Below are 24,443 nucleotides of genomic sequence, written 5' to 3'. Positions count from 1 at the left end.
TGCAATGCCCGGTCTGCGGTGGACAGTTAATTGGCTGTGACTGCGAGGATAGGGCATTTGAGGACTTGACGGGAACGAAGTTCAAGCAAAAACCGCACAGTTGAAAGAGAGGTACATAGCATGGGAGAGCTGAAAGACAACATCCAGCTTTTTGAAGATAAGAAAATCCGTACGGCATGGGATGCGGACAAAGAAGAATGGTATTTTTCCGTCGTTGATGTCATTGCCGTCTTGACAGATCAGCCCACGCAGCGAGGGGCAAGCAATTATTGGGCAAAGCTAAAACAGCGGCTAAAAGAAGAAGGCGCGGATCAACTGCTGACAAATTGTCAGCAGTTGAAAATGACCGCGACGGACGGCAAAAAGCGTTTGACGGATGTTGCCGACACTGAACAGCTTTTGCGCATCGTTCAGTCTATCCCGTCGCCCAAAGCGGAGCCGTTCAAGGTTTAGTTAGCAAGGGTCGGCAGGGAGCGCATCGAGGAAACGATTGATCCCGAACAGGCCATAGACCGCGCCCTTGAAACCTATTTGAAAAAAGGGTATACGGAAGAATGGGTACATCAGCGGCTTTTAGCAATCCGCATCCGAAACGAGCTGACCGACGAATGGCAGAAACGCGGCGTGGAGAAAGGCAAGGAATATGCCATCCTCACCGACGAGATCACCCGTGCGTGGGCTGGCATGAGTACCGGGCAATACAAGCGTCTGAAAGGCTTGAAAAAGGAAAATTTGCGGGACAATATGAGTGACTTGGAGCTTGTGCTGACGATGCTTGCGGAAGCATCCACAACGGGTATATCCAAAGAGGAGCAGCCGGAGGGTTTTTCTGACAGCCAAAAGGTCGCACGGCGCGGCGGCAGGGTCGCTGGAGTTGCCCGGCAAGCCCTTGAAGCGGAAACAGGTGGCCGGTCATCACAGCGAAGAACGCGGCAGACTTCCGGCAGCTTATCACCGATATTGTAGAGGACTCGGCGGCATTGCCGGAGAACACGGAGCAGGCCGGAAACGCCGGCGAAAAAAAGGATTGATGTCATCTTTTAGAGCGCCGCAGAGCCGCTCGTATACCGTTCCGCTTCCCAAAAGGTCCTATCGCCTGAATGGAACAAAGAGGAAATGCTGAAAAAGCTAAAAACCGCCATGGAAGATACACGCCCCCTATGTCTTTTTTTAAAATGTACAATAAATTCTGAATAATCAATTATTGACAAGACGAGCCGCCTCCCTGTATAATGTATACTACAAGTCGATACTTTAATGTGCGAAAGCACATCCAAGGGAGGTAATAATTTAAACAATGCTGAAAAACCTGAACAGAATATGCAGAGAATTTTCAATTCCCCTGATTCTGGGGGTAGTGTGCGCCATGGCTGGCGCCAATTTGTTTCCGAATATGTATCACCATGTGATTCATGCGCCGTTTTTTGGAGAGACCATCAGTCTCCACTGGCTGGTAAATGATATCTTCATGGTGTTTTTCTTTGCCATCGCGGGAGTAGAGATTGTCAACAGTCTTTCCAAGGGCGGTTCTCTCAACCCGCTGAAAAAGGCGGTCGCGCCTCTGATGGCCACGGCGGGCGGAGTGATTTTTCCGGCGGCCGTTTTTCTGATAATCAACTGGGTAGCCGGGGACAGCAGCTATACCAACGGCTGGGGAATCTGCACGGCAACGGATATTGCCCTGGCCTGGCTGGTGGCCAGACTGATCTTCGGCACCCTTCACCCGGCAGTCAACTTCCTGCTGCTCTTAGCAGTGGCTGACGATGCGGTGGGCCTGGCAATCATCGCGGTCTTCTATCCCGAGCCCGGGAGCACCGTGCAGCCGGTTTGGCTGCTTCTGGTCCTGGCCGCCATGATTCTGGCATGGGGCCTGCGAAAGCTCCGTGTTCGGTATTTTGAACCGTATATCCTCCTATGCGGCAGTGTGAGCTGGATGGGCATGTATCATGCGGGCGTTCACCCGGCGCTGGCTCTGGTATTCATCATCCCCTTCCTGCCGAGAACAGGAAAGAGCATACCGCAGAACGATGAACACGGCCCGGACCATACCTATGGAAAATCCGCCCTGCATACCTTTGAACACCGGATTGGGGCGGCGGTGGACTACGGTCTCTTTTTCTTCGGCTTCACCAATGCGGGAGTAGAGCTGGGCAGCCTTTCCTCCCTCAGCCTGATTATCTTTTTGGCCTTCCTTATCGGCAAGAGCGGCGGAGTTCTGCTGTTTAGCTGGCTGGCGGTGAAATTCAAGGCATCCCTTCCAGAGGGGATGAATTTTAAAGATGTGGCGGCAGTGGGGTTCATAAGCGGCATTGGACTGACTGTAGCTCTGTTCGTATCTGAAAACGCCTTTACAGATTCCAGACTGACAGACGCCGCGAAGATGGGCGCTCTTTTAAGCCTCTTGACTGCTGTGCCGGCCACCATCGCGGCCCGGATCTTCAAAATCGGCAGATGGGCGGCAGAACCGGTTCTGCGGGGACCCTGCAAGGGAAGCGTGCCCAATCCCAATACATAAAAGCAAGCCTGATCCAGGGGGAGACAATCCCCCTCTTTTTTGTTATAATCATCACTGGCAGGAAAGAGAGCTTTTTAACAGATAAAGGACGACACGGACCTATGGAAAAAATACTATTAATTGAAGATGACAAAGCGCTGAATATGGGGCTTACTTATGATCTGGAAGCGGAGAACTATAAAGTGTATCCGGCCGGCTGTCTGGCGGAGGGAATGGAGATACTGGAGGCAAAGCAGGTGGATCTGATCCTGTTGGACGTGAACCTTCCCGACGGGGAGGGCTATGATTTTTGCAGAGGCGTGAAAGCGGAAACCGATATCCCGATCATTTTCCTCACTGCCCGCGATATGGACGAGGACGAGCTGAAAGGTTTTGAATGCGGCGCCGATGATTACATCACCAAACCCTTTAACATGGCGGTCCTCCACAAGCGGATACAGGTGGCCCTGCGGAAAAACGCTGCCAAAGACAGAGACGCCCGTTATAATGACGGGTATCTGATGATCGATTTCGGACAGATGGTTCTGAAAAAGGATGGCAGGACTTTGTCCCTGACACCTACCGAATTTAAAATACTCAACCTTTTGATTGCCAATAAGGGCAGAGTCTTGACAAAACAGATCCTTCTGGAAAAGATATGGGACAGTGAAGGGAATTTCGTCGATGAGCATGTGGTGGCGGTAAACATCAACCGGCTTCGGCGAAAGATCGAGGACCCGGATCATCTGTACATCAAGACCATGTACGGCATGGGATATCAGTGGAAGGGAGGCGGCCTGTAAATGGAGAAATTCTTACTGGCAGCAGCCATTCTTCTTTTGATCGCGGATATCGCGGCCATCTTCTGGATGCGCAGACAGCTGGTCACATATACCTCACAGGTGATAAAAAGCCTGGAAGAAATGATCAGCGGCAAAGAGGAAATCGTTTTTGACGAGGAAAATGAGACGCTGACGGCAAAAATCCAGCTAAAGCTGCGGCAGCTCTACGAAATCCTGAGAGAGCGGAGCAGGCAGAGTCAAGAGGAAAAAAAGGAAATTCAGGAGATCGTTTCCGATATCTCCCACCAGATTAAGACGCCCATGGCCAATGTGCGGATGTACCATCAGATCATGATGAACCGGGAGCTGTCGGAAGAAAAGCAAAAGGAATTCCTGCAGGCCGCGGACAGTCAGGTGGAAAAGCTGGATTCCCTGATGCAGAGCCTGATTAAGCTGTCGCGTCTGGAAACGGGGATCATAGAAGTATCTCCGAAAACGGAACGGATCTACCCCCTGATCCAGCAGGCCGTATGTGATATCGCGCTGAAAGCGGAGAGCAAGGGGATCCGTATCGCTGCGGATTGCGGTGAGGACATCCGGGCCGTGTGCGACTATAAATGGACGCTGGAAGCAGTGTTCAACCTTTTGGACAACGCAGTAAAATATACGCCGGAGGGCGGCCGCGTTCGCATCGACGTTTCCAGGACGGATTTCTTTGTTAAAATCTCCGTAAGTGATACCGGAAAGGGAATCCCTCCCGACCATTTGAACCAAGTGTTCCAACGCTTTTACCGGGAGGCTGATGTCCACGAAACGGAAGGGGTGGGCATCGGGCTGTTTTTAACCCAAAAAATTGTTGAGAATCAGAAAGGCTTCGTCGATGCTTCTTCACGCGTGGGCGAAGGCTCCGTTTTTTCCGTACACCTGCCCGGTGAAGCGGAGACGGTGGCATGACGAGCAGATTATCACAAAGCTGTAACAATGTTGAGAAGCGTTTGTGATAATCTTTTTTTATACTAAAGCCATCAACGAAAAGAGAGGTACGAAGATGAGCTATATCTTGCAGGCAAAAGACCTGAAAAAATACTACGGAAAAGAACCAAACCTGACGAAGGCTCTGGATGGAGTAAGTCTGAACATCCGCCAGGGAGAATTTGTTTCCATCATCGGAACTTCCGGTTCCGGAAAATCCACCCTTTTAAATATGCTGGGAGGCCTGGACAATCCCACCTCCGGGAGCGTCGTTATCCGCGGCAAAGAGATCGAGCGGATGAACGATGAGCAGCTGACCGTATTCCGCCGCCGCAACATCGGTTTTATCTTTCAGGACTACAACCTGGTTCCGGTGCTGAACGTTTATCAGAATATCATCCTCCCCATTGAGCTGGACGGCAATAAGGTGGACCGGGAATATATTGACCGGATTATTCACTTCCTCCATTTGGAAGAAAAGCTTTCCAACCTTTCCAGCAATCTTTCCGGCGGCCAGCAGCAAAGGGTGGCCATAGCCCGGGCGCTGGCCAGCAAGCCGGCGATTATCCTTGCCGATGAGCCCACCGGCAATCTGGATTCCAAGACCAGTCAGGACGTACTGCGGCTGATGAAAGTCACCTGCAAACAGTTTCATCAGACACTGGTTATGATTACCCATAACCCCGAAATTGCGCTGATGGCAGACCGCATGATCCGCATCGAGGACGGCAGGATCGTCCGGGAATCTCAGACCGAAACCAGCGGGGGAGGTAGATAACATGCTGCGGAATAACAACAAGAAATTTATCAAAACCCTTTCCCAAAGCTGTCTAAAAGCCAGCAGATCCAGGAACATCATTGCTGTCGTGGCGATTATCCTCACCGCTATGCTCTTTACTTCCGTGGCGACGATTCTGCAGGGCAGCATGTACTGTATCAAAGAGCAGGCTATCCGCCAGTCGGGAACAAAGGCAATGGTTTCTCTCAAATATATGCCGGAAAAGAAGGCGGAGCAGATCAAGCGCGACCCGGCTTTTGAGGAAATAGGCACAATGCGTTTTGTAGGCACCAGTACCGACCCCAGACTGGAACGGCTCGCAGTCAATGTCGCCTGGCTGGACGAAACGCTGTGCGATCTGAATTTTATGGAACTGAAAGAAGGACAGCGTCCTGAGAAGGAAAACGAGGTGGCAGTGGATACCACAGTGCTGGATCTTCTGGACCTTCCCCATCGGGCGGGAGCCTCCTTTGATCTGTCCTATGAAGTAAACGGCAGGCAAGAGACGAAAAAAGTAACCGTCAGCGGCTTCTGGGAAGGGGAAAAAGACGAAACGTCTTCCAATATCGCGGTATCTGAGGCATTTGCGGACCGCGCCCTTTCCGGCGAAGCAAAACCAGAGGACGGAGAAACAGCGGCCGGCTGTCTGATTCTCATGGGAACCCTCAAATCCGATGAGAACATCAGCGAGCAGCTGGACAGCATTGTAAAGAGCGCAGGCTACGATCCCGGCGCGGATGTGGGAGAAAAAGGCTTTCTGCGGGCAAACGTAAACCCGGCTTATGAGCAGAGTGCTTCCCTGGCGCCGGAAATGATCGCAGCCGTTATCGGTGCGGCAATCCTGATCCTGGTTGCCGGTTACCTGATTATTTACAACATTTTTCAGATTTCCGTGCTAAAGGACATCCGTCTCTACGGGCAGCTGAAAACCATCGGAACTTCACCGAAACAGCTGGCCTATATCGTAAAACGGCAGGGCCTGCGGCTGTCTGTCATCGGAATACCGGCAGGGCTCATTCTGGGCTGGCTGCTGGGAAACGCGCTGCTGCCCCTGATTATGAAGTCGCTGGATGGGAGAACCGCGTACTTTGTAGCGCCCAATCTTTGGGTTATGCTGGCATCGGGTATTTTCGCCCTGCTGACCGTGTGGATCAGCTGCAAGAAACCGGGACGCACGGCAGCAAGGATTTCGCCCATTGAAGCCCTGCGGTACAACGGACAGGAAAACAGCAAGAAGGCGGTCAAGCGGGGAAAAGAATCGAAAATGCGTATCGTGCGTATGGCGTCGGCCAATCTGACGGGAAATAAAGGAAAGACTCTGCTGGTGGTTCTGTCCATCGCCCTCAGCATTGTAATCTTCAACAGTATCCTCAATCTGACCGACTGTTTTGATAAAGAAACCTATGCCAAGGGACGGGTTGCCGCGGATTTCCTTGTAAAAAGCTCCGATTCCGGCCAAACCGATTCACCCAACTACATGATCCCGGAAAATTTTTCGCAGTTTATCAAGGATCAGCCGCAGGTCAAAGACCTATCAAGCGTCTATTACCATCACGATATCAATGACATTTCCGCAGACCCCGCAGTAATCAAAACCAGGAACGGAAAGCCCTATGAGGACGAAAACGATCTGGGAGGAAAACAGGTCTACGGGTTCGATGAAAACGCCCTGAAACGCTGTAAAGTTTCCGAGGGAAAACTGGATATGAAAAAGTTTGCTTCCGGAAATTATGTGCTGGAGGTGGGTCCCCTGGACGATACCGGGCAGAAGGTCGACGCAGACACCTTTTCCCTTCATCCCGGAGATCGGATTACTGCCGATTTCCACGGAAAAGAAAAAACCTACGAGGTTATGGCATGTGTAGCTGTCAACTATGCATTGCTTTATGAAAGCAGCATCGGCGATTTTGGATGTCTGCTGCTGCCAAAGGAACAGTTCCAATCCCTGTATCCCCAGGAGGATCGGCCCATACGCCACATCTTTGATGCCGAAAAGGGAGGCTTTGCTGAACTCAATAAAGCCATTGAGAAATACCAGGATCAGCCGGGAGCCAATATCCGCGTGCAGACGCGAACCAGCGTGGACGCAGCGTTCGAGGAAACGAGACAGACCTACAGCATCAGCGGTACGGTGATCGCGGCGATCTTCGGAATAATAGGGCTGCTCAATCTGCTCAACGTGATTCTGACCGGAGCCATTGCCCGCCAGAGAGAATTCGCAGTGATGCAGAGCGTGGGCATGACCCGAAAACAGCTGCGCAGGCTCTTCGTTCTGGAAGGACTGTTCTATGCTGTGGCGGCAGCCCTTGCGGGAATTGTCCTCAGCGCGGCAGCCTCGGTGACGATTGTAAAGGGCCTGACCGCAGGATGGTGGTTCACATTGTACCATATGACCCTGCTGCCCGCATGCGCGCTGGCGCCGGTATACCTGCTGGCCGCCGCAGTGATATCCGCTCTGGTGGACCGCATGTGGAACAAGGGCAGCGTCGTGGAACGGCTCAGGCGCAGTAAATAAGTGTGTATATGGTTTCATTTTTGCCCGGTTAGTGCCCGGTTTGCGTCTGATTGGCACCCGGCCTTCCGGGCGTCAGCGTCAAAATGCAGGAAGAATATTGACACCGCCGGAATCAGGTGGTAAGATAGTCGCATATGAATGACGAAACCGAAGACGAGGGAGTAAAGCTGAGGGACGGTCTTCCAGCGAGTCCGGGGCGGTGTGAGCCGGACAGACGACAGTTTTGGCAGAATGGGCCTCTGAGGGCGAAGTGAAAGGCGGAAGGCCGCGGCGGAAAGCAAATGCATGTTCCGAACGCACAGCCGAAAACCGAGTAGCCGAGACGCGATGCCGGCGTAACGGGCAGAGAGTGTGATGGCACTCGCTAGAGAGGACGCACATGCGTCAAACAAGGTGGTACCGCAGGTCAAGCACTTGTCCTTGTAACGAGGACAAGTGTTTTTTTGTGGAAAATCTCTGGCAGAGAACATCCAAAAAACATGGATAAGGAGAGAGAAAAAATGAAAAAGAGAAGTTTAGCGATTTTAATGGCACTGGTAATGGTGCTGGCGGGCCTTTTGGCAGGCTGCGGATCAGGAGACAGCGGATCGGACAAGGAAACGGTCAAGATCGGACTTGTCCAGCTGGTGGAACATCCGTCGCTGGATACGATTCGTGAAAGCATCATCAAGCAGCTGGAGGAAGAAGGCTATAAGGAAGGGGATAATGTAACCATTGATTATCAGAACGCCCAGAATGAGCAGGCCAACCTGAAGACGATCTGCCAGGGCTTCGTGTCCGATAAATGCGATCTGATTATCGCCATCTCCACGCCGGCAGCCCAGGCGGCTTATGGAGAAACCAAGGACATTCCCATCATATTCTCCGCAGTAACCGATCCGGTGGCGGCACAGCTGGTGGAAAGCTTTGAAAAGCCGGGTGGAAACATCACCGGAACCTCCGACCTGATCGCAGTGGATAAAATCATGGGTCTGGCGCAGCAGATCACGCCGGAAATAAAGACCATCGGCGCAATGTACAATTCCAGTGAAGTCAACTCCGTATCCGTGGTAAACGACCTGAAAGAGTTTGCCAAGAAAAACGGTCTGACGGTAAAGGAAGCGGCAGTGACCAACTCCAACGAGATTCAGCAGGCTGCTCAGAGCATGGCGGGAAAATGCGACGCCGTATTCTCCCCGATTGATAATACGGTAGCTTCTGCCATGTCCGTGGCAACCACCGTGTTCAACGACGCTAAGATTCCGTTCTATGTGGGCGCCGACTCCATGGTAAAAGACGGCGGACTGGCAACCTATGGCATCAACTACGAGGTCCTGGGAGCAGAAACCGCCAAGATGGCCGCGGAAGTCCTGAAGGGCGGAGATACCAGCACAATGCCGGTCAAAGTCATGGACGACATGCAGGCTTATATCAATCAAGCGACAGCCGATGCCATCGGAGCAAAAATTCCGCAGGACATCCTGGACAGCGCGAAGAATTTGGGAGAATAGGAAATGATAACAGTCGGTGCACTCATAGGCTCCGTAGAATTGGGAATGATATATGCTATACTGGCATTAGGTGTTTTCCTGTCATTCCGAACACTCAATACGCCTGACCTTACAGTGGACGGGAGCATCGTCACAGGGGCAGCGGCTTCGGCCATGCTTTGCACCCTGGGCGTCCATCCGGTCCTGGCCCTTGTGGCGGCCTTCATCGGCGGAGCCTGCGCAGGCGCAGTTACTGCCCTGCTGAATACAAAACTGAAAATACAGGCGCTTTTGGCCGGAATTCTGGTTATGCTGGGCGTCTACTCGATTAATCTGCGCATCATGGGAAACAAGGCCAACCTGCCGCTGATGAAAAGCGAGACCCTCTATACGAAAGCGGAAGAACTCTTCCCTTCCCAGTGGGCCAAGCTGCTGGTGGGGGCCATCGTGCTGGTGGTAGTCATCGCCATATTCTTCTTCTTCCTTAAAACACGGATGGGCTTTGCCCTGCGGGCGACCGGGGATAATGAAGAAATGGTTCGGGCTGCCGGAATCAGCAGCGACAATATGAAGCTTTTGGGGCTTTCCGTTTCCAACGGATTCGTGGGACTGGCCGGCGGTCTGCTGGCGCAGTACCAGGGATACTGCGATATCGGTATGGGTGTCGGCATGGTGGTGATCGGACTGGCTTCGGTCATCATCGGCGAAGTGATCTTCGGTACCAGCAATTTGCTGAGAAGGTTGATTGCCGTGGCTCTGGGGGCTATTGTTTACCGGCTGATACTGGCCGTTGCCCTGAACTTGGGTATGCAGGCCACGGATATGAAGCTGGTTTCCGCGGTTATCGTAGTCATCGCGTTGTCCATGGGCGTGCTGGGGGAAAGCTTCTCCGCCAGAAAGAAGAAGAGGGGGGCGAAAAATGCTTGAAATCACCAATCTGACAAAGATATTCAGCCCGGGTACGGTCAATGAAAAGCTGGCTTTGAACAAGGTGAACCTCTCTTTGAAAAAAGGTGACTTTGTTACGATTATAGGAAGCAACGGAGCAGGAAAGTCCACTTTGATGAATTGTATCGCGGGCGTTCACGGCGCCGACGGCGGGAAGATTCTTCTGGACGGACAGGATATTACCCGCCTGCCGGAGCACAGACGGGCGAAAAAAATCGGCCGCGTATTCCAGGACCCGCTGAAGGGGACTGCCTTTGACATGACCATTGAAGAAAATCTTTCCATTGCCTATAATAAGATCCGCAGCAGGGGCTTTCAGCCGGGGATCAGCAAGAAGGACAGAGAGCTGTTCAGAGAAAAGCTGAGGCTTCTGGACATGGGCCTGGAGGACAGAATGAAGGAAAAGGCCCGGCTGCTGTCAGGGGGACAGCGTCAGGCGCTGACCCTCTTCATGGCAGTGATCGCCCGGCCAAAGCTGCTGCTCTTGGACGAGCACACAGCGGCGCTGGACCCTTCGGCGGCGAAAAAGGTTCTCGAGCTGACCGACCTGTTCGCGGGGGAAGACGGCATGTGTACCCTGATGATTACCCATAATATGAAGGCTGCCCTGGAACATGGAAACCGGACGATTCTCATGCGCGACGGACAGGTAGTCATGGATATCACCGGGGCGGAACGGGATGCGATGACCGTGGAAAAACTTATTGAGAAATTTGAAATCGATAATGACAGAATGCTTCTGTAGGTATATACTGGGGGAAAAGGGAGTTTACAATGTTTGACTGGTTTGGGATATGGCAGGAGCTGCCGCATTTCGCACAATTTACAAGCGTACTGTTTGTAGTGAATCTGATTATAGCGCTCACTATCATATTCCTTGAGCGTAAAAACCCGTCTGCAACCCTGGCATGGATCATGATATTATTCCTGCTGCCCATAGCAGGAATAATTTTTTATTTTTTGTTCTCTCAGAACATTGCCAGAAAAAAGATCTTCCGCCTGACCCGGGCGGAGGAAGAGGCCATAGACGGCAGCCTGCACCAGCAAATGCGGGAAATCAAAGAAGGCTCCTATCATTTTGCCAACCCGGAGGCTGAGCTGTGGAAGGATATGATCCACCTCAATCAGCTGTACGGCGAGGCTTACTATACCCAGAACAACCGCATCACCATCATGACCGGGGGCCGTCATAAGTTCCGCACACTTTTGCGGGATATTGAAAACGCCACCACTTCCATTAATATCATGTATTTTATCATTAAGAACGATGCGGTGGGCCGTCGTTTTATCGAAGCTCTGACGAAAAAGGCCAGGGAGGGCGTTGAGGTGCGCCTCCTGATGGACGCCATGGGCAGCCGGCAGATCAATGACCGTGTACTTAAAGACTTTATTGAAGCCGGGGGCAAACGGGCCTATTTCTTTCCGCCTAAATTTAAGATCGTCAACATCCGCTTCAATTACCGCAACCATAGAAAGCTGGCGGTCATAGACGGCGAAGTGGGTTATATAGGGGGATTCAACATTGCCCGCGAATATCTGGGCATGAAAAAGAAATTCGGCTACTGGCGGGATACCCATCTGCGGGTGATGGGCAGCTGCGTTCAGGATATCAATGCCCGGTTTTTGCTGGACTGGAGATTTGCGGCAAAGGAGAAGCTGGCAGTTTCACAGGCTTATTACAGCGATGTGATTGAGGTGGGAAACACCGGCGTGCAGATCGTTTCCAGCGGCCCGGATTCCGATCGGGTGAAAGTAAAGCGGGCTTACCTGAAGATGATTTCTTCCGCGCAAAAGAATATTTATCTGCAGACTCCCTACTTCGTACCCGATGCCAGCATTTTGGAAGCGCTGAAGATGGCGGCCCAGAGCGGTGTGGATGTGCGGATCATGATCCCCTGTGTACCGGATCATATATTCGTGTACTGGGCGACGTATGCCTATGTGGGTGAGCTGATCCATTCCGGCGGCAGGGCGTTTATTTATGACAAGGGTTTTCTTCACGCCAAGACCATTGTGGTGGACAGCGAAGTGGCAAGCGTGGGCTCGGCCAACTTTGACCGGCGCAGCTTTACCCTTAACTTTGAGGCCAATGCCTTTATCTACGACGGTGAAGAGGCCCGCAGGCTGGAAGCCATTTTCGAGAAGGATATGGAGGAATGTCACGAGCTGACTTTGGAGCTGTATGATAACCGTTCCCTTTGGATTCGCTTCAAGGAGAGCGTGGCGCGGCTGCTGTCCGATCTTCTGTGACGGCGGCTTTCCGGCGGCAGACCTTTTGTGCGGGCAAATTCCGCAGCCCTTAGCGGGCCGGGATTTTGCCTGCGCAAATTTTTTTTTAGAGCGGAATACAGATTTCCGTTCCGATCTGCAAGTTGTAGGGGTCGATCTTCGGGTTGGCGTTCATCAGCGCGTCCAGCGTTACCTTGTGCATCTTTGCGATCATGTACAGGGTGTCTCCGGCTTTTACCGTGTGCGTCTCCCGGCAGCACTGTTCCGGCGGAGTGTCCGGCTGCGGCTCCGGCGACTCTGGCGGTTGCGGTCCCGGTTCCGGGTTTTCCCCGGGATTGATTTCCGGAAGCGGTCGGGGAACCGATTCCTCCTGTGCGGGTCCCGGAATGCAGAGCTTGGTCCCGATCCTGAGATTGTAAGGGTTGTGTACTCGGTTGGCCCGCATCAAAAGGCCGACATCCACATTGCAGCGCTGAGCGATGGAATAAAGCGTATCTCCTGCCTGGACGGTATAAACATCCACGCAGACATATTTATTAGCCATAAAAACTGTCTCTCCTCCCTGGCCGGTTACGGCCGATTTCTTTCTCATTTATCATATTTAAAAACGGCCTGAATTGTGATAGAATATATAATACTTTATGTACAGGAACAAAAGTTTGCCGGATGGGACCGGCTAAAAGGTAAAAAGAAAGGATGAAGGATTTGAGAAGAAGAATAATTGACCCTGTTTTTTTGATATTTCTGGCGCTGATGCTGTTTACGTCGCTGCGCGCTTATTCCAGCCCCATGGAGTGGCTGATGCACACCATATTGATTATACCGGGGGTCGTAGTGGGAATTTCTTTCCATGAGTTCGCTCACGGGTGGGTAGCATACAAGCTGGGGGACCCCACACCGAAGTATCAGGGGAGGGTGACGGTCAATCCTGCGGCACATATCGATCCCATCGGTCTGGTGGCTCTGCTGTTCGCCGGCTTTGGCTGGGGCGTCCCCGTTGAGATTAACCCCAACAACTTTAAAAAACGCAGACGCGACGAGCTGCTCGTTTCTCTAGCGGGCGTGGTGATGAACTTGATTATGGCCGTTGTCTTCGGCTTTATCATGAAGCTGATCGTTATGATCGCGGGCCAGGGCTTCCTCCTGGGAGGTCTCGGAGAGGCTATCTGGGAGATTCTGCTTTATGTGGTACAGATCAATCTGGTGCTGATGATTTTCAACTTGATCCCGGTACCTCCGCTGGACGGTTTTTCCATCGTTACGGAGCTCTTCAACATCAAGCATACGCAGCTTTACTACACCATCTATAACAACGGATTCTTTATACTGATGTTCTTGATTCTGTTCAATATCACCGGTATGATTCTGACGCCGGGCGTGAACTTTTTCATGAATCTGATCTGGAACTATATTATATTTTAAGCGGAGGAAGAAATGGATTATTTAGACAATCTCAATCCGCAGCAAAGAGAGGCGGCTCTGTGTACAGAGGGGCCTCTCCTGATTTTAGCGGGCGCGGGAAGCGGCAAGACAAGCACCATGACCCATCGGATCGCCTACCTGATCGAAGAAAAGGGCGTCAGCCCGTACAACATATTGGCGGTTACCTTTACCAATAAAGCGGCCCAGGAAATGCGGGACCGGGTGGAAAGCCTCATCGGAGGCGGAGTCAACATGTGGATTCTTACCTTCCATTCGGCCTGTCTTCGCGTGCTCAGAAAACATGCCGGGCTTTTGGGGTATAAAAAGGATTTCGCGGTTTACGACCCTACGGATCAGAAGGCTGCCATGAAGAGCATCGTCAAAGAGATGAACCTGACCGATAAGCGGTACACGCCGGCTTTTTTCCTGAAAATCATCAGCGACTGCAAGGAAAAGGCGCTGGATCCGAAGCAGTATCTTGAGACATACGGCGAGGACCCCAGGACGAAGATCGTTTATCAGGTGTACCGCTCTTATGAAGCTCTGCTGAAAAGGAACAATGCCATGGATTTTGACGATCTGCTGCTCAATGCGGTGCGGGTGTTCAAGCAGGATGAGCTGGCTCTTTTGGAGTATCAGAATCGTTTTCGCTATATAATGGTAGACGAATACCAGGATACCAACTTCATCCAGTATACTTTCGTGAAAATGCTGGCGGAAAAGCATAACAATCTCTGCGTGGTAGGCGATGACGACCAGTGCATCTATCAGTGGCGCGGAGCCGATATCCGCAATATTCTGGAATTCGAAAAGGACTTTGCCGACACCAAGGTGGTGAAGCTGGAACAAAACTACAGGTCCACCGGCAATATTCTGGCCGCGGCCCATTCTGTCATTGAGAAGAACCGGGGCAGAAAGGACAAGAAGCTGTGGACCGCGAAAGAGGACGGCAATAAGATCGCCTATTATCGGGCCGATGACGAGCGGGACGAAGCCCGTTACATCGCCCAGGAGATCGACCGCCTTAAAACCGGCGACCGGCTTTACAGCGACTTTGCCATTCTCTACCGGACCAATGCCCAGTCCCGTACCTTTGAAGAGGCCCTTTCCCGGCGGGAGATCCCTTACCGGGTGCTGGGGGGACTGCGGTATTACGACCGCAAGGAAGTAAAGGATATTGTCAGCTATATGCGTCTGGTGCAGAATTCGGACGATGATCTGGCGCTTCTCAGGGTTATCAACGAGCCCAAGAGGGGAATCGGAACCAAGACTGTGGAAAAGCTCCAGGCTCTGGCCCGAGTTCGGAAGGAGAGCCTTTTTGACGTGCTTACCGATGATGAGGTGGTGAGCGGACTTTCTGCCAAGGCCGCCGCGGGAATTCGCGGGATGGTGGAAGTCATTCAGCAGTACAGCAAAGAGCAGTCTACCCTGCGGGTTTCGGATATTTACGATGGGCTGCTGGTCAAAACCGGATATTTAAAGGCTTTGGAGGATCAGAACAATCTGGAGGCGGAGAGCAGAATCGAAAACCTGATGGAATTCAAGTCCGTCATTTACGATTACGAAAAGGATGACGAGCAGCTGACCCTGCCCGAGTTCATGGAGCGGATCGCCCTTCTGGCGGAGGTGGACAACCATGACGAGAGCGAAAACGCCGTCGTGCTGATGACCATGCACAGCGCCAAAGGTCTGGAATTTCCCTTTGTGTTCCTGCCGGGTATGGAGGACGGCCTCTTCCCTGGATGGCGGGCCTTTGAAAAGGAGGACGGCCTGGAGGAGGAGCGTCGGCTCTGTTACGTGGGCATGACCCGGGCCAGAGAACGGCTCTGCCTTACCAGCGCCAATATGAGGACCCTGTACGGCAGAACGGATCTCACCAGAGAATCGCAGTTTTTGCGGGATATGGATAAACGGCTCATTGATGGGGATGCTATTTTTGAAAAGAAAAAAGAGGCCAGGAATTCTCTTTCTCTCGACGGATACAGCAGAGAAACTCCTTTCAATCCCTTCGATCAGCTGAAATACGTCAAGCAGCAGGTGAAAGAGAGAACTGCGGCGGCAGAGACCTTTCAGGAGGGGGACGATGTGACCCATCCCAAGTTCGGGCGGGGCACTGTGCTCAAAGCCAGTGATAAGATCATCGAAGTTTCCTTCCGGGACGGATCGGTAAAAAAGCTGGCGGCAGGCATTGCGCCTCTCACCAGATACATACCAAAAAATGAAAGGTAAGCAGGACAGAATGGAAGATAAACGACAGGAAATACAGGAAAAAGTGGATTTGCTCAATCAGGCCTCCCGCGCCTACTATCAGGAAAGCCGGGAGATCATGAGCAATTTGGAATACGACAAGCTTTACGATGAGCTGGTGCGTCTGGAGAAGGAAACCGGTATCGTGCTGGCCCAGAGTCCTACGGTGAACGTGGGCTACCAGGTGCTGAGCGATTTGCCCAAGGAGCGCCATCCGTCGCCCATGCTTTCGCTGGACAAGACCAAAGAGGTGACTGAGCTGGCGGACTGGCTGGGGGATCAGAAGGGGGTGCTTTCCTGGAAGATCGACGGTCTGACCATTGTGCTCACCTATCGGGATGGGAAGCTCTACAAAGCGGTTACCCGGGGAAACGGCGAGGTGGGAGAAGTCATCACTTCCAATGCCAGAGTTTTTAAAAACATTCCGGTGAATATCCCTTTCCAGGGGGAGCTGATTCTCAGGGGAGAGGCCTGCATCAAATATTCGGATTTTGAAAAGATCAATGAAACCATAGAAGATGTTTCCGCCCGCTATAAGAACCCGCGGAATCTCTGCAGCGGCAGCGTGCGCCAGCTCAACAATGAGATTACGGCCCAGCGGAACGTGCATTTTTTTGCCTTTACACTGGTCAGCGCTGAGGGCATGGACCAGACTTCCCGGGAAGAGCAGTTTGTCTGGCTGACCCGTCAGGGCTTTGAGGTGGTGGAGTATAAGGTCGTCACCCAGGAAAATCTGAGCCGCCAGGTGGAATGGTTTGCCAGTCATGTGGAAAAAAACGATGTGCCTTCCGACGGGCTTGTGCTCATATTGGATGATATCGCCTATGGCGCGTCTCTGGGCGCGACTTCCAAGTTCCCCAGGGATTCCATCGCTTTCAAATGGCGCGATGAAATAAAAGAGACGACCCTCAAGGAAATTGAATGGAGCGCTTCCAGAACCGGACTGATTAATCCGGTGGCTATTTTTGAGCCGGTTGAGCTGGAGGGAACGACGGTCAGCCGGGCTTCGGTTCATAATGTCAGCATACTCAAAGAGCTGCATTTGGGGCTGGGCGATAAAATTGAGGTTTATAAGGCCAACATGATTATCCCGCAGATTGCCGATAATCTGACCAAAAGCGATAATCTGACCATTCCCGATGCCTGTCCGGTATGCGGAGAAGAGGCGGTTATAAAAAAGGAAAAGGATGTGGAGGTGCTGTACTGCACCAATCCTGAGTGCCTGGCAAAGCAGATCAAGTCGTTGACCCATTTTGTCAGCCGCAATGCCATGAACATCGACGGGCTTTCTGAGGCAACGCTGGAAAAGCTGGTATCCCGGGGTTATATCAAGGAGCTGGCCGACCTCTTCCGCCTGGAGCGATATCGGGAGGAGATCACCTCCATGGAAGGGTTTGGAGAAAAGTCCTTTGAGAACCTGATGAAGGCGCTGGAAACGGCCAGAAACACCACTCCGGCCAGGCTGCTCTACAGCCTGGGCATACCCAATATAGGCGTGGCCAACGCCAAGGTGATAGCCAGGGCTTTTAAAAACAAGTGGGAGCAGATTCAAAACGCGACTGAGGAAGCGCTGGATGCTATTGACGGTATCGGGGAGATCATGGCTGCGGGCTATGTGGCTTATTTCCAGGAAGAAAAGCACCGGGAGATCGTCAGGGATTTGCTAAAAGAGCTGGTGCTGGACGAAAGCTTTGAGGAAACCGCGGATCAGGTTTTTTCCGGCAAGACCTTTGTCATCACCGGAAGTCTGGAGCATTACGAGAACCGGGATGCTCTGAAAGCGGTCATTGAGGCGAAGGGCGGCAAAGCTGCCGGATCGGTCAGCAAAAAGACGGATTATTTGATTAACAATGACAGCCAGTCGGCGTCATCGAAAAATAAAAAAGCCAAGGAGCTGGGAATCCCGATCATTACGGAAGAACAGTTTCTGAAACTTCTTGAAGAAGCGGATAATTAGAGTGAAAACAAAAGTCTGAAAAGGAGAAAACGCAATGCTTAAAACAGGAAAACTGGACAGTGAACTGCTGGAAAAAATCGTATTTGACAACATTAAATTTAAGAGGCCGGAGGTCCTGACAAGACCGGGAATCGGCGAGGACTGCGCGGTGGTGGATTTCGGGTCCTATGAGTGCATTATGTCTACGGATCCCATTACAGCGGCGATCAGCGAGATCGGAAGACTGTCCATTCATATTTCCTGCAACGATGTCGCTTCCAACGGTATCCAGCCCCTGGGAATCATGCTGGCGGTCATGCTCCCTGTGGGAACGACGGAGGAACAGATCGAAGAGATGATGCGTCAGGCCGGTGAGGCATCGGAGGAGCTGGGCGTTGAGATCATCGGAGGACATACGGAGATTACCCCTGCCGTGACCAAGCCGGTGATCGTTTCTACAGCCATCGGCAGAGGCGAAAAATGGGCTTCTCAGCATTCCGAAAACATGAGGCCGGGGGATTACATCATGATAACCAAGTCCGCCGGTCTGGAGGGCTCGGGGATCATTGCCTGTGACTTTGAGGACCAGCTGAAAGAAGTGCTGACCCAGGAAGAAATTGAGAAAGCCAAGAGCCTGCTGGGTCAGGTCAGTGTTGTAAAGGAAGGCGTGGCAGCCGGCGAAGTGGGTACCCACGGCATGCACGATGTGACCGAAGGCGGAGTGCTGGGCGCTGTCTGGGAAATGTGCCAGATCGCGGGTACCGGCGCTGAGCTTTGGGTGGACCAGGTTCCGGTGGAGCCGGTGACCAGGAAGATCTGCGATTACTTTGACATTGATTATCTGCGGCTGATCTCCAGCGGCTGCATGATTATCATGGTGGCTCCCGACAAAAAGGAAGAGATGGAAAAGGCAATGGCCGCAGCGGGCGTTGCAGCCTCTTACATAGGTGTCATCAAGGATTCCTCCGCGGGCATCTGCATGAATATTAAGGATGAACTTATTGAGATCGCGCCGCCGGCCAGCGATGAGCTATATAAGGTGGTTGGCGAACAGGAATAAGCGTTATTTGTCCGGGGTGGATTCATGAGAAAGCTGCCTGAAAAAATGCGTAGCTGTGATGGCGGATTTGGAAAAACTGCGTTTTGTGTTCCGTACCATGGTTTCTGCGGCAGAACGGAACATAAAATAAATTTGTTTAAGCTTGCAAAAGCATTAAATTGCTCTAAAACTGTGGATTACATAGATAAATTTGCACTTTTGCTTCCGAAAATGCTGCGAATTGTCTGGATGCTTCGAACAATTTGAGAAAAGTGTGTTCACAGAATTGACGCAGAGTGCCATTTGGAACATAAATCAGCATATTCCTATTTTCCTGAGTCCTGGGATGGATTTTATCTGTGCAATTTAGATTTATATGTAAGCCGTAAGCCTATAGAAAGAAATCCTTGACTAAAGGTAATAAAAATAATATAATTGATAAGCATGAAATTGCCCTTTGATAGCTCCGTCTGGTATGGTTGGGGTCCTGCGCAATAAGACTCCGTGAACCTTGTCAGGTCCGGAAGGAAGCAGCAATAAGCGGAAGCTCTTATGTGCCGCAGATCAGCCTTTGCTAACGCCTTGCGGAGCTTTCAAAGGGCAATTTGTTTTAATTTGAGTGAGGATGAATATGTATACTGCACTATACAGGGCCTACAGACCGGAGGTCTTTGAAGAGATCCTGGGTCAGGGCCATATCATTAAAATATTAAAAAATCAGCTGGCTTCCGATTCGGTGAGCCACGCTTATTTATTCTGCGGGACAAGGGGCACCGGCAAGACGACTACGGCCAGAATTCTGGCAAAGGGCGTCAACTGCACTGCGGACGGAGAGCGTCCCTGCGGTGTCTGCGCCAATTGCACGGCAATAAAAGAAGGCACCTTCATGGACGTGATCGAAATTGACGCGGCTTCCAATAACGGCGTGGAAAACATCCGTGAACTGAGGGAAAGTGTCAAATACCCGCCGGCAGTGGGCAGAAAAAAGGTGTACATCGTAGACGAGGTACATATGCTATCCACAGGAGCCTTCAACGCTTTACTGAAAACGCTGGAAGAGCCGCCGGAAAACGTCATGTTCATACTGGCAACCACGGAGCCCCAGAAGCTGCCTGCTACCATCCTTTCCAGATGTATGCGGCTGGATTTCAAGAGGGTGCCGGAGGAGACCCTGGTGCGGGGCATGGATGATATCTGCGCGCAGAAGGGGATCGAGGTTTCTCAGGGAGCCCTGCGACTGATCGCGGCCAATGCCGACGGATCGGTGCGCGATGGCCTGAGCATACTGGATCAGTGTATTTCCGGGGGACAGACCAGAGTGGAGAGAGAAGACATCCTCGATTTTCTGGGAACTGCCGGAGAAGAAATTTTTCTGGAGCTTACCGACAAGATTACCCTGAGGCAGCCCCAGGAAGCGCTTTTGCTTTTGGAACAGATTCTGGCGGATGGAAAGGATGTAAGGCAGTTTATGAAGGACTGGCTTTCCCACTACCGAAATCTGCTTATCACAAAATTTATTAAAAACCCGGAGGACATGCTCAATCTTTCTCCGGAAAATGTAGATCGGATCCGCCGCCAGAGCGACAGCCTGGACCTGGCGGATATCAACAATGCAATTATCGAGCTGTCCCGAACCATGTCAGAGGCCAAGTGGTCTACGCAGCCGAGAATTCTGCTGGAACTGTGCATGGTGAAGATGGCTACGGACCTGATCGACCCGGGCAGCGCGGCACCCAGAGCAGGCTCAGGAACAGTGCCCAGAGCGGCATCAAGAGCTGCGTCCGGAGCGGCCACAGGAGTAGGATCAGGAGCGGCGTCAGTGTCCAAGAGGAATTCGGCTCAAGCGCAAAAGGAGACATCCGCAGAAGCCGGAAATCCCGCAGAGCCGTCGCAGAACCAGTCGGAGGCGGAGGAAGAGCCGGCTCCGGAAAAGAGCTATGACTACGATAGCCTGTGGCATGCCATTTTTGAAGAAGCTGAAGCTTCGCGAGGCAGCTTTAACTTAATCCGCAGCGGCACAAGGCTGACTGAAATGACCGATGAAATATTCACAGTCGTTGCCTCCAACGCAGCCGTAGGCGGATATGTGGAAAACAACCGGCAGGTTCTGGAGGACCTGATGGAAAAACATACAGGCAGGAGAAGAGGGCTGCGCTGTGAGCTGGAGGGCGAGGACTGCGCTCCGAAGGCGAGCGACGCGGAGCGTCTTGCCAAAATAGCGGAAAGCAAACTCGGATTGAACATTGAGATTGAATAGGAGGATAAAATGGGAAAAGGTATGAGAGCCGGCAAAAAACCGAAAGCCGGCGGTATGGGAAATATGCAGAAGCAAATGCAGCAGATGCAGGCTATGCAGCGCAAGATGGATGAGCTGCAGGGTGAAATCGACCAGATGGAGACGACAGCCACATCTGGCGGCGGCGCGGTAACTGTCACAGTGACCGGCAAGAAGGAGATTAAATCCATTGAGATCAAACCGGAAGTGGTAGACCCTGACGATATTGAAATGCTGCAGGATCTGATTCTGGTCGCTTCCAACGAGGCGCTGAGACAGATGGAAGAAATCTCGCAGAACGAGATGAACAAGCTGACCGGAAGTTTGGGGATTCCGGGGCTGTAGACTATGAAATACTACGCCAAACCGCTGAGCAAACTGATCAGCGAACTATCCAGGCTGCCGGGCATTGGTGGAAAGACTGCCCAGCGGCTGGCTTTTCATATTCTTTCGATGGAAGAAAAAGAGGCCCTTGCTTTGGCAGAGGCCATTACCGAAGCGAAAAAAAACATGAAATACTGTTCGGTGTGCGGTAACCTGACCGATACGGACCCTTGCGCAATCTGCTCGGACCCGTCCAGGGACCGCAGCGTTATTTGCGTTGTGGAAACCCCCAGAGATGTGGTGGCTATGGAACGGATCAAGGAGTACGGCGGTCTGTACCATGTGCTCCACGGAGCCATTTCCCCCATGGAAGGCATCGGCCCGGAAGACATCAACCTCAAGCAGCTGATCGTGCGGCTCCAGCAGGAGGATGTAAAGGAGATTATTTTAGCGACCAACCCCAACATAGAAGGGGAGGCAACTGCTATGTACGTCGCAAGGCTGGTCAAACCCTCCGGGATCAAAGTTTCCAGAATCGCCCATGGCGTACCGGTAGGCGGAGATTTGGAATACGCGGACGAGATTACGCTTCTCAAAGCCATGGAAGGCCGCAGAGAATTGTAAGGAATTATCTGAAAACAAGAAAGATCATTGGACCCGTTGCTGAGAACGGGTCTTTTTTTAATGCTTTTCGCATAGCCTGTTACATAAGAAACAGTAGACAAAGGTTAAGGAGGGTATTATGAGCTTTGGATTGGAAGCCGGCATCTTTGTGGCCTATGCAGCGGGGCTTTTTTTGATTTACATATTGGGGAAACTGCTGATCGTGCCCCTCAAATGGGCAGGAAGAATGCTCATCAGCAGTATGATAGGGGCTGTGCTTATAATTTTAATAAATATTTTGGGAGGGAAGTGGGGCCTTTTCGTGCCGTTGAATCCTCTAAGCGCTGTAATCATAGGGATTCTTGGCGTTCCGGGAGCCATTGGGCTGCTGTTGTTTTTTAATTTATAATGTTGCATAAATATAAACAAAATTGGTAGCGGCTTTATTGATATAAGTGCCAGCCAAATCGGAAAATTCAAAAAAAGGGGCATTTTTTTCTCGAAAATGATACAAGAAAAAATCAATTTCGAGAAAATTCTCATAAATATTGACATTTTAGCACGAATATGAAAAAATAGAGCAGTCCATTAAGTAACTGAAAATTTCGAATTGCCTTTTACCCTTGGAAAGGCAGGGCCTGCTGGGAAAAATGGACAATCTAATCATATTCATATATTGTATATGTGAGAAGGAGGCAAAAATGTCAGAAGAAAAAAATGTTGTTGAACAACAGGGTGAAAGCCAGGAACTTAAACGTGGTATTAAGGGCTGGCAGGTTGCATTCATCGGGCTGGGTGGTGTAATCGGTTCCTGTTACTTCCTGGGGCTGGGTCTTTGTATAGGAGATATGGGACCCGCGGTATTCGTCGCATTTGCGGTGGTTGGACTTATTGTATACGGACTTATGATTGCTTATGCTGAATTATTGGTCAACCTTCCGCGAAAAGGTTCGTTTGTAGCCTATACCAACGAATTTTTGGGCGACACCATATCGACAGGTATGGGTTGGGCATTCTGGTTTAACTGGGTGTGCTATGTACCGTCGGAGGCCATTGCGGTTGCTACGGTTCTGCAGGATCTGACAGGATCCAAGAGCAGCGTTTCCTATGTAGCGTTCGCAGTAGGCGCCCTGGCAGCATTGACCATCATCAATCTTTGCGCGGTTGATATCTTCGCAAAGATCGAGTCAGGACTTGCTATCACAAAAGTCTGTGTAATTATCTTATTTATCGTTTTGGCCTTTGGAATCTGGGTTGGCCTGTGGGGCAGCGAAGGATTCCTGGGAGCGACCGTGAACTTCGGAGACGCAGATGTAAGCTTCATGTCACAGCTCTTCCCGAAAGGCGCTGGAATTGTACTTACATCCATGGTTGTTGTACTGGTTACTTTCCAGGGAACGGAAATCGTTGGACTTACTGCCGCAGAAGCAGAAAATCCGGACGAATCCCTTCCGAAGGCCTGCAAGAGCGTTACATATCGTATCGTTGGACTCTACATGGTACCGATTCTGCTGGTAGTACTGGTATTCCCATGGAGCCTGGGTACGGACGCTACACCGATTTTCTCGGATGTTCTGAAAATGTATAACCTTAACGGATTTGCTCTGATCATGAGTGCGGTCGTACTGGTAGCTGCTTTCAGCTGTGCCAATACTGGTTTCTACGGAACAGTTCGCTGCATGTTCGGTCTTTCCATCGAAGGCCTTGCTCCGAAATTCCTGGGCAAGCTGAATAAGAGCGCAAATCCAAAGAATTCTGTACTCTTTACACTGGCGTTCATGTGGATCGTGCTAATTATTGGTCTGGTTTCCCAGATCACAGGCGCGCTGGAAAGTCTGTATGGAAGTCTGCTTTCCATGTCCGGCTTCACCGGAACTCTGGCTTGGATCGGAATCATCGCATCGCAGATTCTCTTTAGAAGACGTCTCAAGAAGAGAGGCTATGATCCTGAAACCTGCCTGAGAGCAAAAGTGAAAAAGTCTCAGTCATGGATTCCGTGGTTCGCGATGATCGCACAGTTCATCTGCCTGGTAATGCTGGCCTTCGGCGAAGGACAGCTGCCAATCTTCATTTTGGCATGTTCGGCTGTAGTCGTTCCGATGATCGTTCGTGTTATCGCTAAGAAAACAGGACACGTTCGCGATATCAACGCACTGGGCAACGGAGAGAAAACATTTGATGAAACTTTCCCGGATCTTACAAAGTAAATTTACAATCGCATACAAACTAATCCAAGGGAAATAGAAAAAAAGGCCGGTTCGTTCAAAAAGAGCGAGCCGGTCTTTTTGTGGAGAAAAAAGGAGGAAAAGCTCTTTTGATGGGGAAACTTTTGTCTGCAATATCTCAACAATAAGAAGGCTAAAATTCAGAATTGAGAAATTTCTCAGAATCGTTGACAATGACTGATAAG

At 51.3% G+C, this 24,443-nt stretch carries 21 protein-coding genes and 1 other RNA gene; 21 read left to right on the top strand and 1 reads right to left on the bottom strand.

Annotated elements, in window-relative coordinates; translation table 11 throughout:
• The first annotated feature begins 120 nt into the window (after nt 1–120).
• The 11 genes from NE619_RS18990 to cls all read left to right on the top strand — a co-directional run bounded on the left by NE619_RS18990 (nt 121) and on the right by cls (nt 12,208).
• Nucleotides 121–453 (top strand): BRO family protein, encoded by a 333-nt coding sequence (locus tag NE619_RS18990; protein WP_330640636.1) that lies wholly within the window; start codon nt 121–123, stop codon nt 451–453.
• Between the two features lie 78 nt (nt 454–531).
• Nucleotides 532–966 (top strand): hypothetical protein, encoded by a 435-nt coding sequence (locus tag NE619_RS18985; protein WP_330640634.1) that lies wholly within the window; start codon nt 532–534, stop codon nt 964–966.
• A gap of 331 nt (nt 967–1,297) precedes the next feature.
• Nucleotides 1,298–2,515: a Na+/H+ antiporter NhaA gene (locus NE619_RS02065; protein ID WP_256130689.1), complete on the top strand. Its 1,218-nt coding sequence runs from the start codon at nt 1,298–1,300 to the stop codon at nt 2,513–2,515.
• 101 nt (nt 2,516–2,616) lie between these two features.
• Nucleotides 2,617–3,297, top strand: a complete 681-nt coding sequence (locus tag NE619_RS02060) for a response regulator transcription factor (protein ID WP_256130688.1) — start codon at nt 2,617–2,619, stop codon at nt 3,295–3,297.
• On the top strand, nt 3,298–4,230 hold the full coding sequence (locus tag NE619_RS02055; RefSeq protein WP_256130687.1) for a sensor histidine kinase: 933 nt from the start codon (nt 3,298–3,300) through the stop codon (nt 4,228–4,230).
• A gap of 94 nt (nt 4,231–4,324) precedes the next feature.
• Nucleotides 4,325–5,026 (top strand): ABC transporter ATP-binding protein, encoded by a 702-nt coding sequence (locus NE619_RS02050; RefSeq protein ID WP_256130686.1) that lies wholly within the window; start codon nt 4,325–4,327, stop codon nt 5,024–5,026.
• Nucleotide 5,027: 1 nt separating this feature from the next.
• Nucleotides 5,028–7,541, top strand: coding sequence for an ABC transporter permease (locus tag NE619_RS02045; RefSeq protein WP_256130685.1), 2,514 nt, complete (start codon nt 5,028–5,030; stop codon nt 7,539–7,541).
• A 500-nt stretch (nt 7,542–8,041) separates the two neighbouring features.
• Nucleotides 8,042–9,031, top strand: a complete 990-nt coding sequence (locus NE619_RS02040) for an ABC transporter substrate-binding protein (RefSeq protein ID WP_256130684.1) — start codon at nt 8,042–8,044, stop codon at nt 9,029–9,031.
• Between the two features lie 3 nt (nt 9,032–9,034).
• Entirely contained in the window at nt 9,035–9,937 is a 903-nt protein-coding gene (locus tag NE619_RS02035) for an ABC transporter permease (RefSeq protein WP_305146543.1), read from the top strand.
• The gene (locus tag NE619_RS02030) at nt 9,930–10,703 is read left to right on the top strand and encodes an ABC transporter ATP-binding protein (RefSeq protein WP_256130683.1); all 774 of its coding nucleotides are present in this window, start codon (nt 9,930–9,932) and stop codon (nt 10,701–10,703) included. The genes NE619_RS02035 and NE619_RS02030 overlap by 8 nt, the downstream gene beginning before the upstream one ends.
• Nucleotides 10,704–10,732: 29 nt before the next feature.
• Complete coding sequence (gene cls, locus NE619_RS02025; RefSeq protein WP_256130682.1) at nt 10,733–12,208, top strand: cardiolipin synthase; 1,476 nt, start codon at nt 10,733–10,735, stop codon at nt 12,206–12,208.
• 85 nt (nt 12,209–12,293) lie between these two features.
• On the opposite strand, the gene NE619_RS02020 is transcribed toward cls, so the two are convergent.
• Nucleotides 12,294–12,731, bottom strand: a complete 438-nt coding sequence (locus NE619_RS02020) for a LysM peptidoglycan-binding domain-containing protein (protein WP_256130681.1) — start codon at nt 12,729–12,731, stop codon at nt 12,294–12,296.
• A gap of 161 nt (nt 12,732–12,892) precedes the next feature.
• Between NE619_RS02020 and NE619_RS02015 the strand changes: the two genes are divergently transcribed.
• From NE619_RS02015 to NE619_RS01970, 10 genes are all read left to right on the top strand, one after another.
• Complete coding sequence (locus NE619_RS02015; RefSeq protein ID WP_256130680.1) at nt 12,893–13,609, top strand: site-2 protease family protein; 717 nt, start codon at nt 12,893–12,895, stop codon at nt 13,607–13,609.
• A 12-nt stretch (nt 13,610–13,621) separates the two neighbouring features.
• Nucleotides 13,622–15,838 carry an ATP-dependent helicase gene (locus NE619_RS02010; protein ID WP_256130679.1) on the top strand — a complete coding sequence of 739 codons (2,217 nt, stop codon included), beginning with the start codon at nt 13,622–13,624 and terminating at the stop codon, nt 15,836–15,838.
• 10 nt (nt 15,839–15,848) lie between these two features.
• The gene (ligA, locus tag NE619_RS02005) at nt 15,849–17,813 is read left to right on the top strand and encodes an NAD-dependent DNA ligase LigA (protein WP_256130678.1); all 1,965 of its coding nucleotides are present in this window, start codon (nt 15,849–15,851) and stop codon (nt 17,811–17,813) included.
• Nucleotides 17,814–17,847: 34 nt separating this feature from the next.
• Complete coding sequence (locus tag NE619_RS02000; protein ID WP_256130677.1) at nt 17,848–18,852, top strand: AIR synthase family protein; 1,005 nt, start codon at nt 17,848–17,850, stop codon at nt 18,850–18,852.
• A gap of 457 nt (nt 18,853–19,309) precedes the next feature.
• An RNA gene (gene ffs, locus NE619_RS01995) (signal recognition particle sRNA small type) lies at nt 19,310–19,409 on the top strand.
• A 53-nt stretch (nt 19,410–19,462) separates the two neighbouring features.
• Nucleotides 19,463–21,088, top strand: coding sequence for a DNA polymerase III subunit gamma/tau (gene dnaX, locus NE619_RS01990; RefSeq protein WP_256130676.1), 1,626 nt, complete (start codon nt 19,463–19,465; stop codon nt 21,086–21,088).
• A 9-nt stretch (nt 21,089–21,097) separates the two neighbouring features.
• Nucleotides 21,098–21,451, top strand: a complete 354-nt coding sequence (locus tag NE619_RS01985) for a YbaB/EbfC family nucleoid-associated protein (protein ID WP_330640632.1) — start codon at nt 21,098–21,100, stop codon at nt 21,449–21,451.
• Nucleotides 21,452–21,454: 3 nt separating this feature from the next.
• The gene (recR, locus tag NE619_RS01980) at nt 21,455–22,054 is read left to right on the top strand and encodes a recombination mediator RecR (RefSeq protein ID WP_256130675.1); all 600 of its coding nucleotides are present in this window, start codon (nt 21,455–21,457) and stop codon (nt 22,052–22,054) included.
• A gap of 118 nt (nt 22,055–22,172) precedes the next feature.
• The gene (locus NE619_RS01975; protein WP_256130674.1) at nt 22,173–22,442 is read left to right on the top strand and encodes a pro-sigmaK processing inhibitor BofA family protein; all 270 of its coding nucleotides are present in this window, start codon (nt 22,173–22,175) and stop codon (nt 22,440–22,442) included.
• 292 nt (nt 22,443–22,734) lie between these two features.
• Nucleotides 22,735–24,240 carry an amino acid permease gene (locus tag NE619_RS01970; protein WP_256130673.1) on the top strand — a complete coding sequence of 502 codons (1,506 nt, stop codon included), beginning with the start codon at nt 22,735–22,737 and terminating at the stop codon, nt 24,238–24,240.
• Nucleotides 24,241–24,443 lie beyond the last annotated feature (203 nt).

The organism is Anaerovorax odorimutans (genome assembly GCF_024459955.1).
Taxonomy (GTDB): domain Bacteria; phylum Bacillota; class Clostridia; order Peptostreptococcales; family Anaerovoracaceae; genus Hominibacterium; species Hominibacterium odorimutans_A.
The sequence above is the reverse complement of the archived record's forward strand: the minus strand, read 5'-3'. Positions and strand labels throughout refer to the sequence as shown.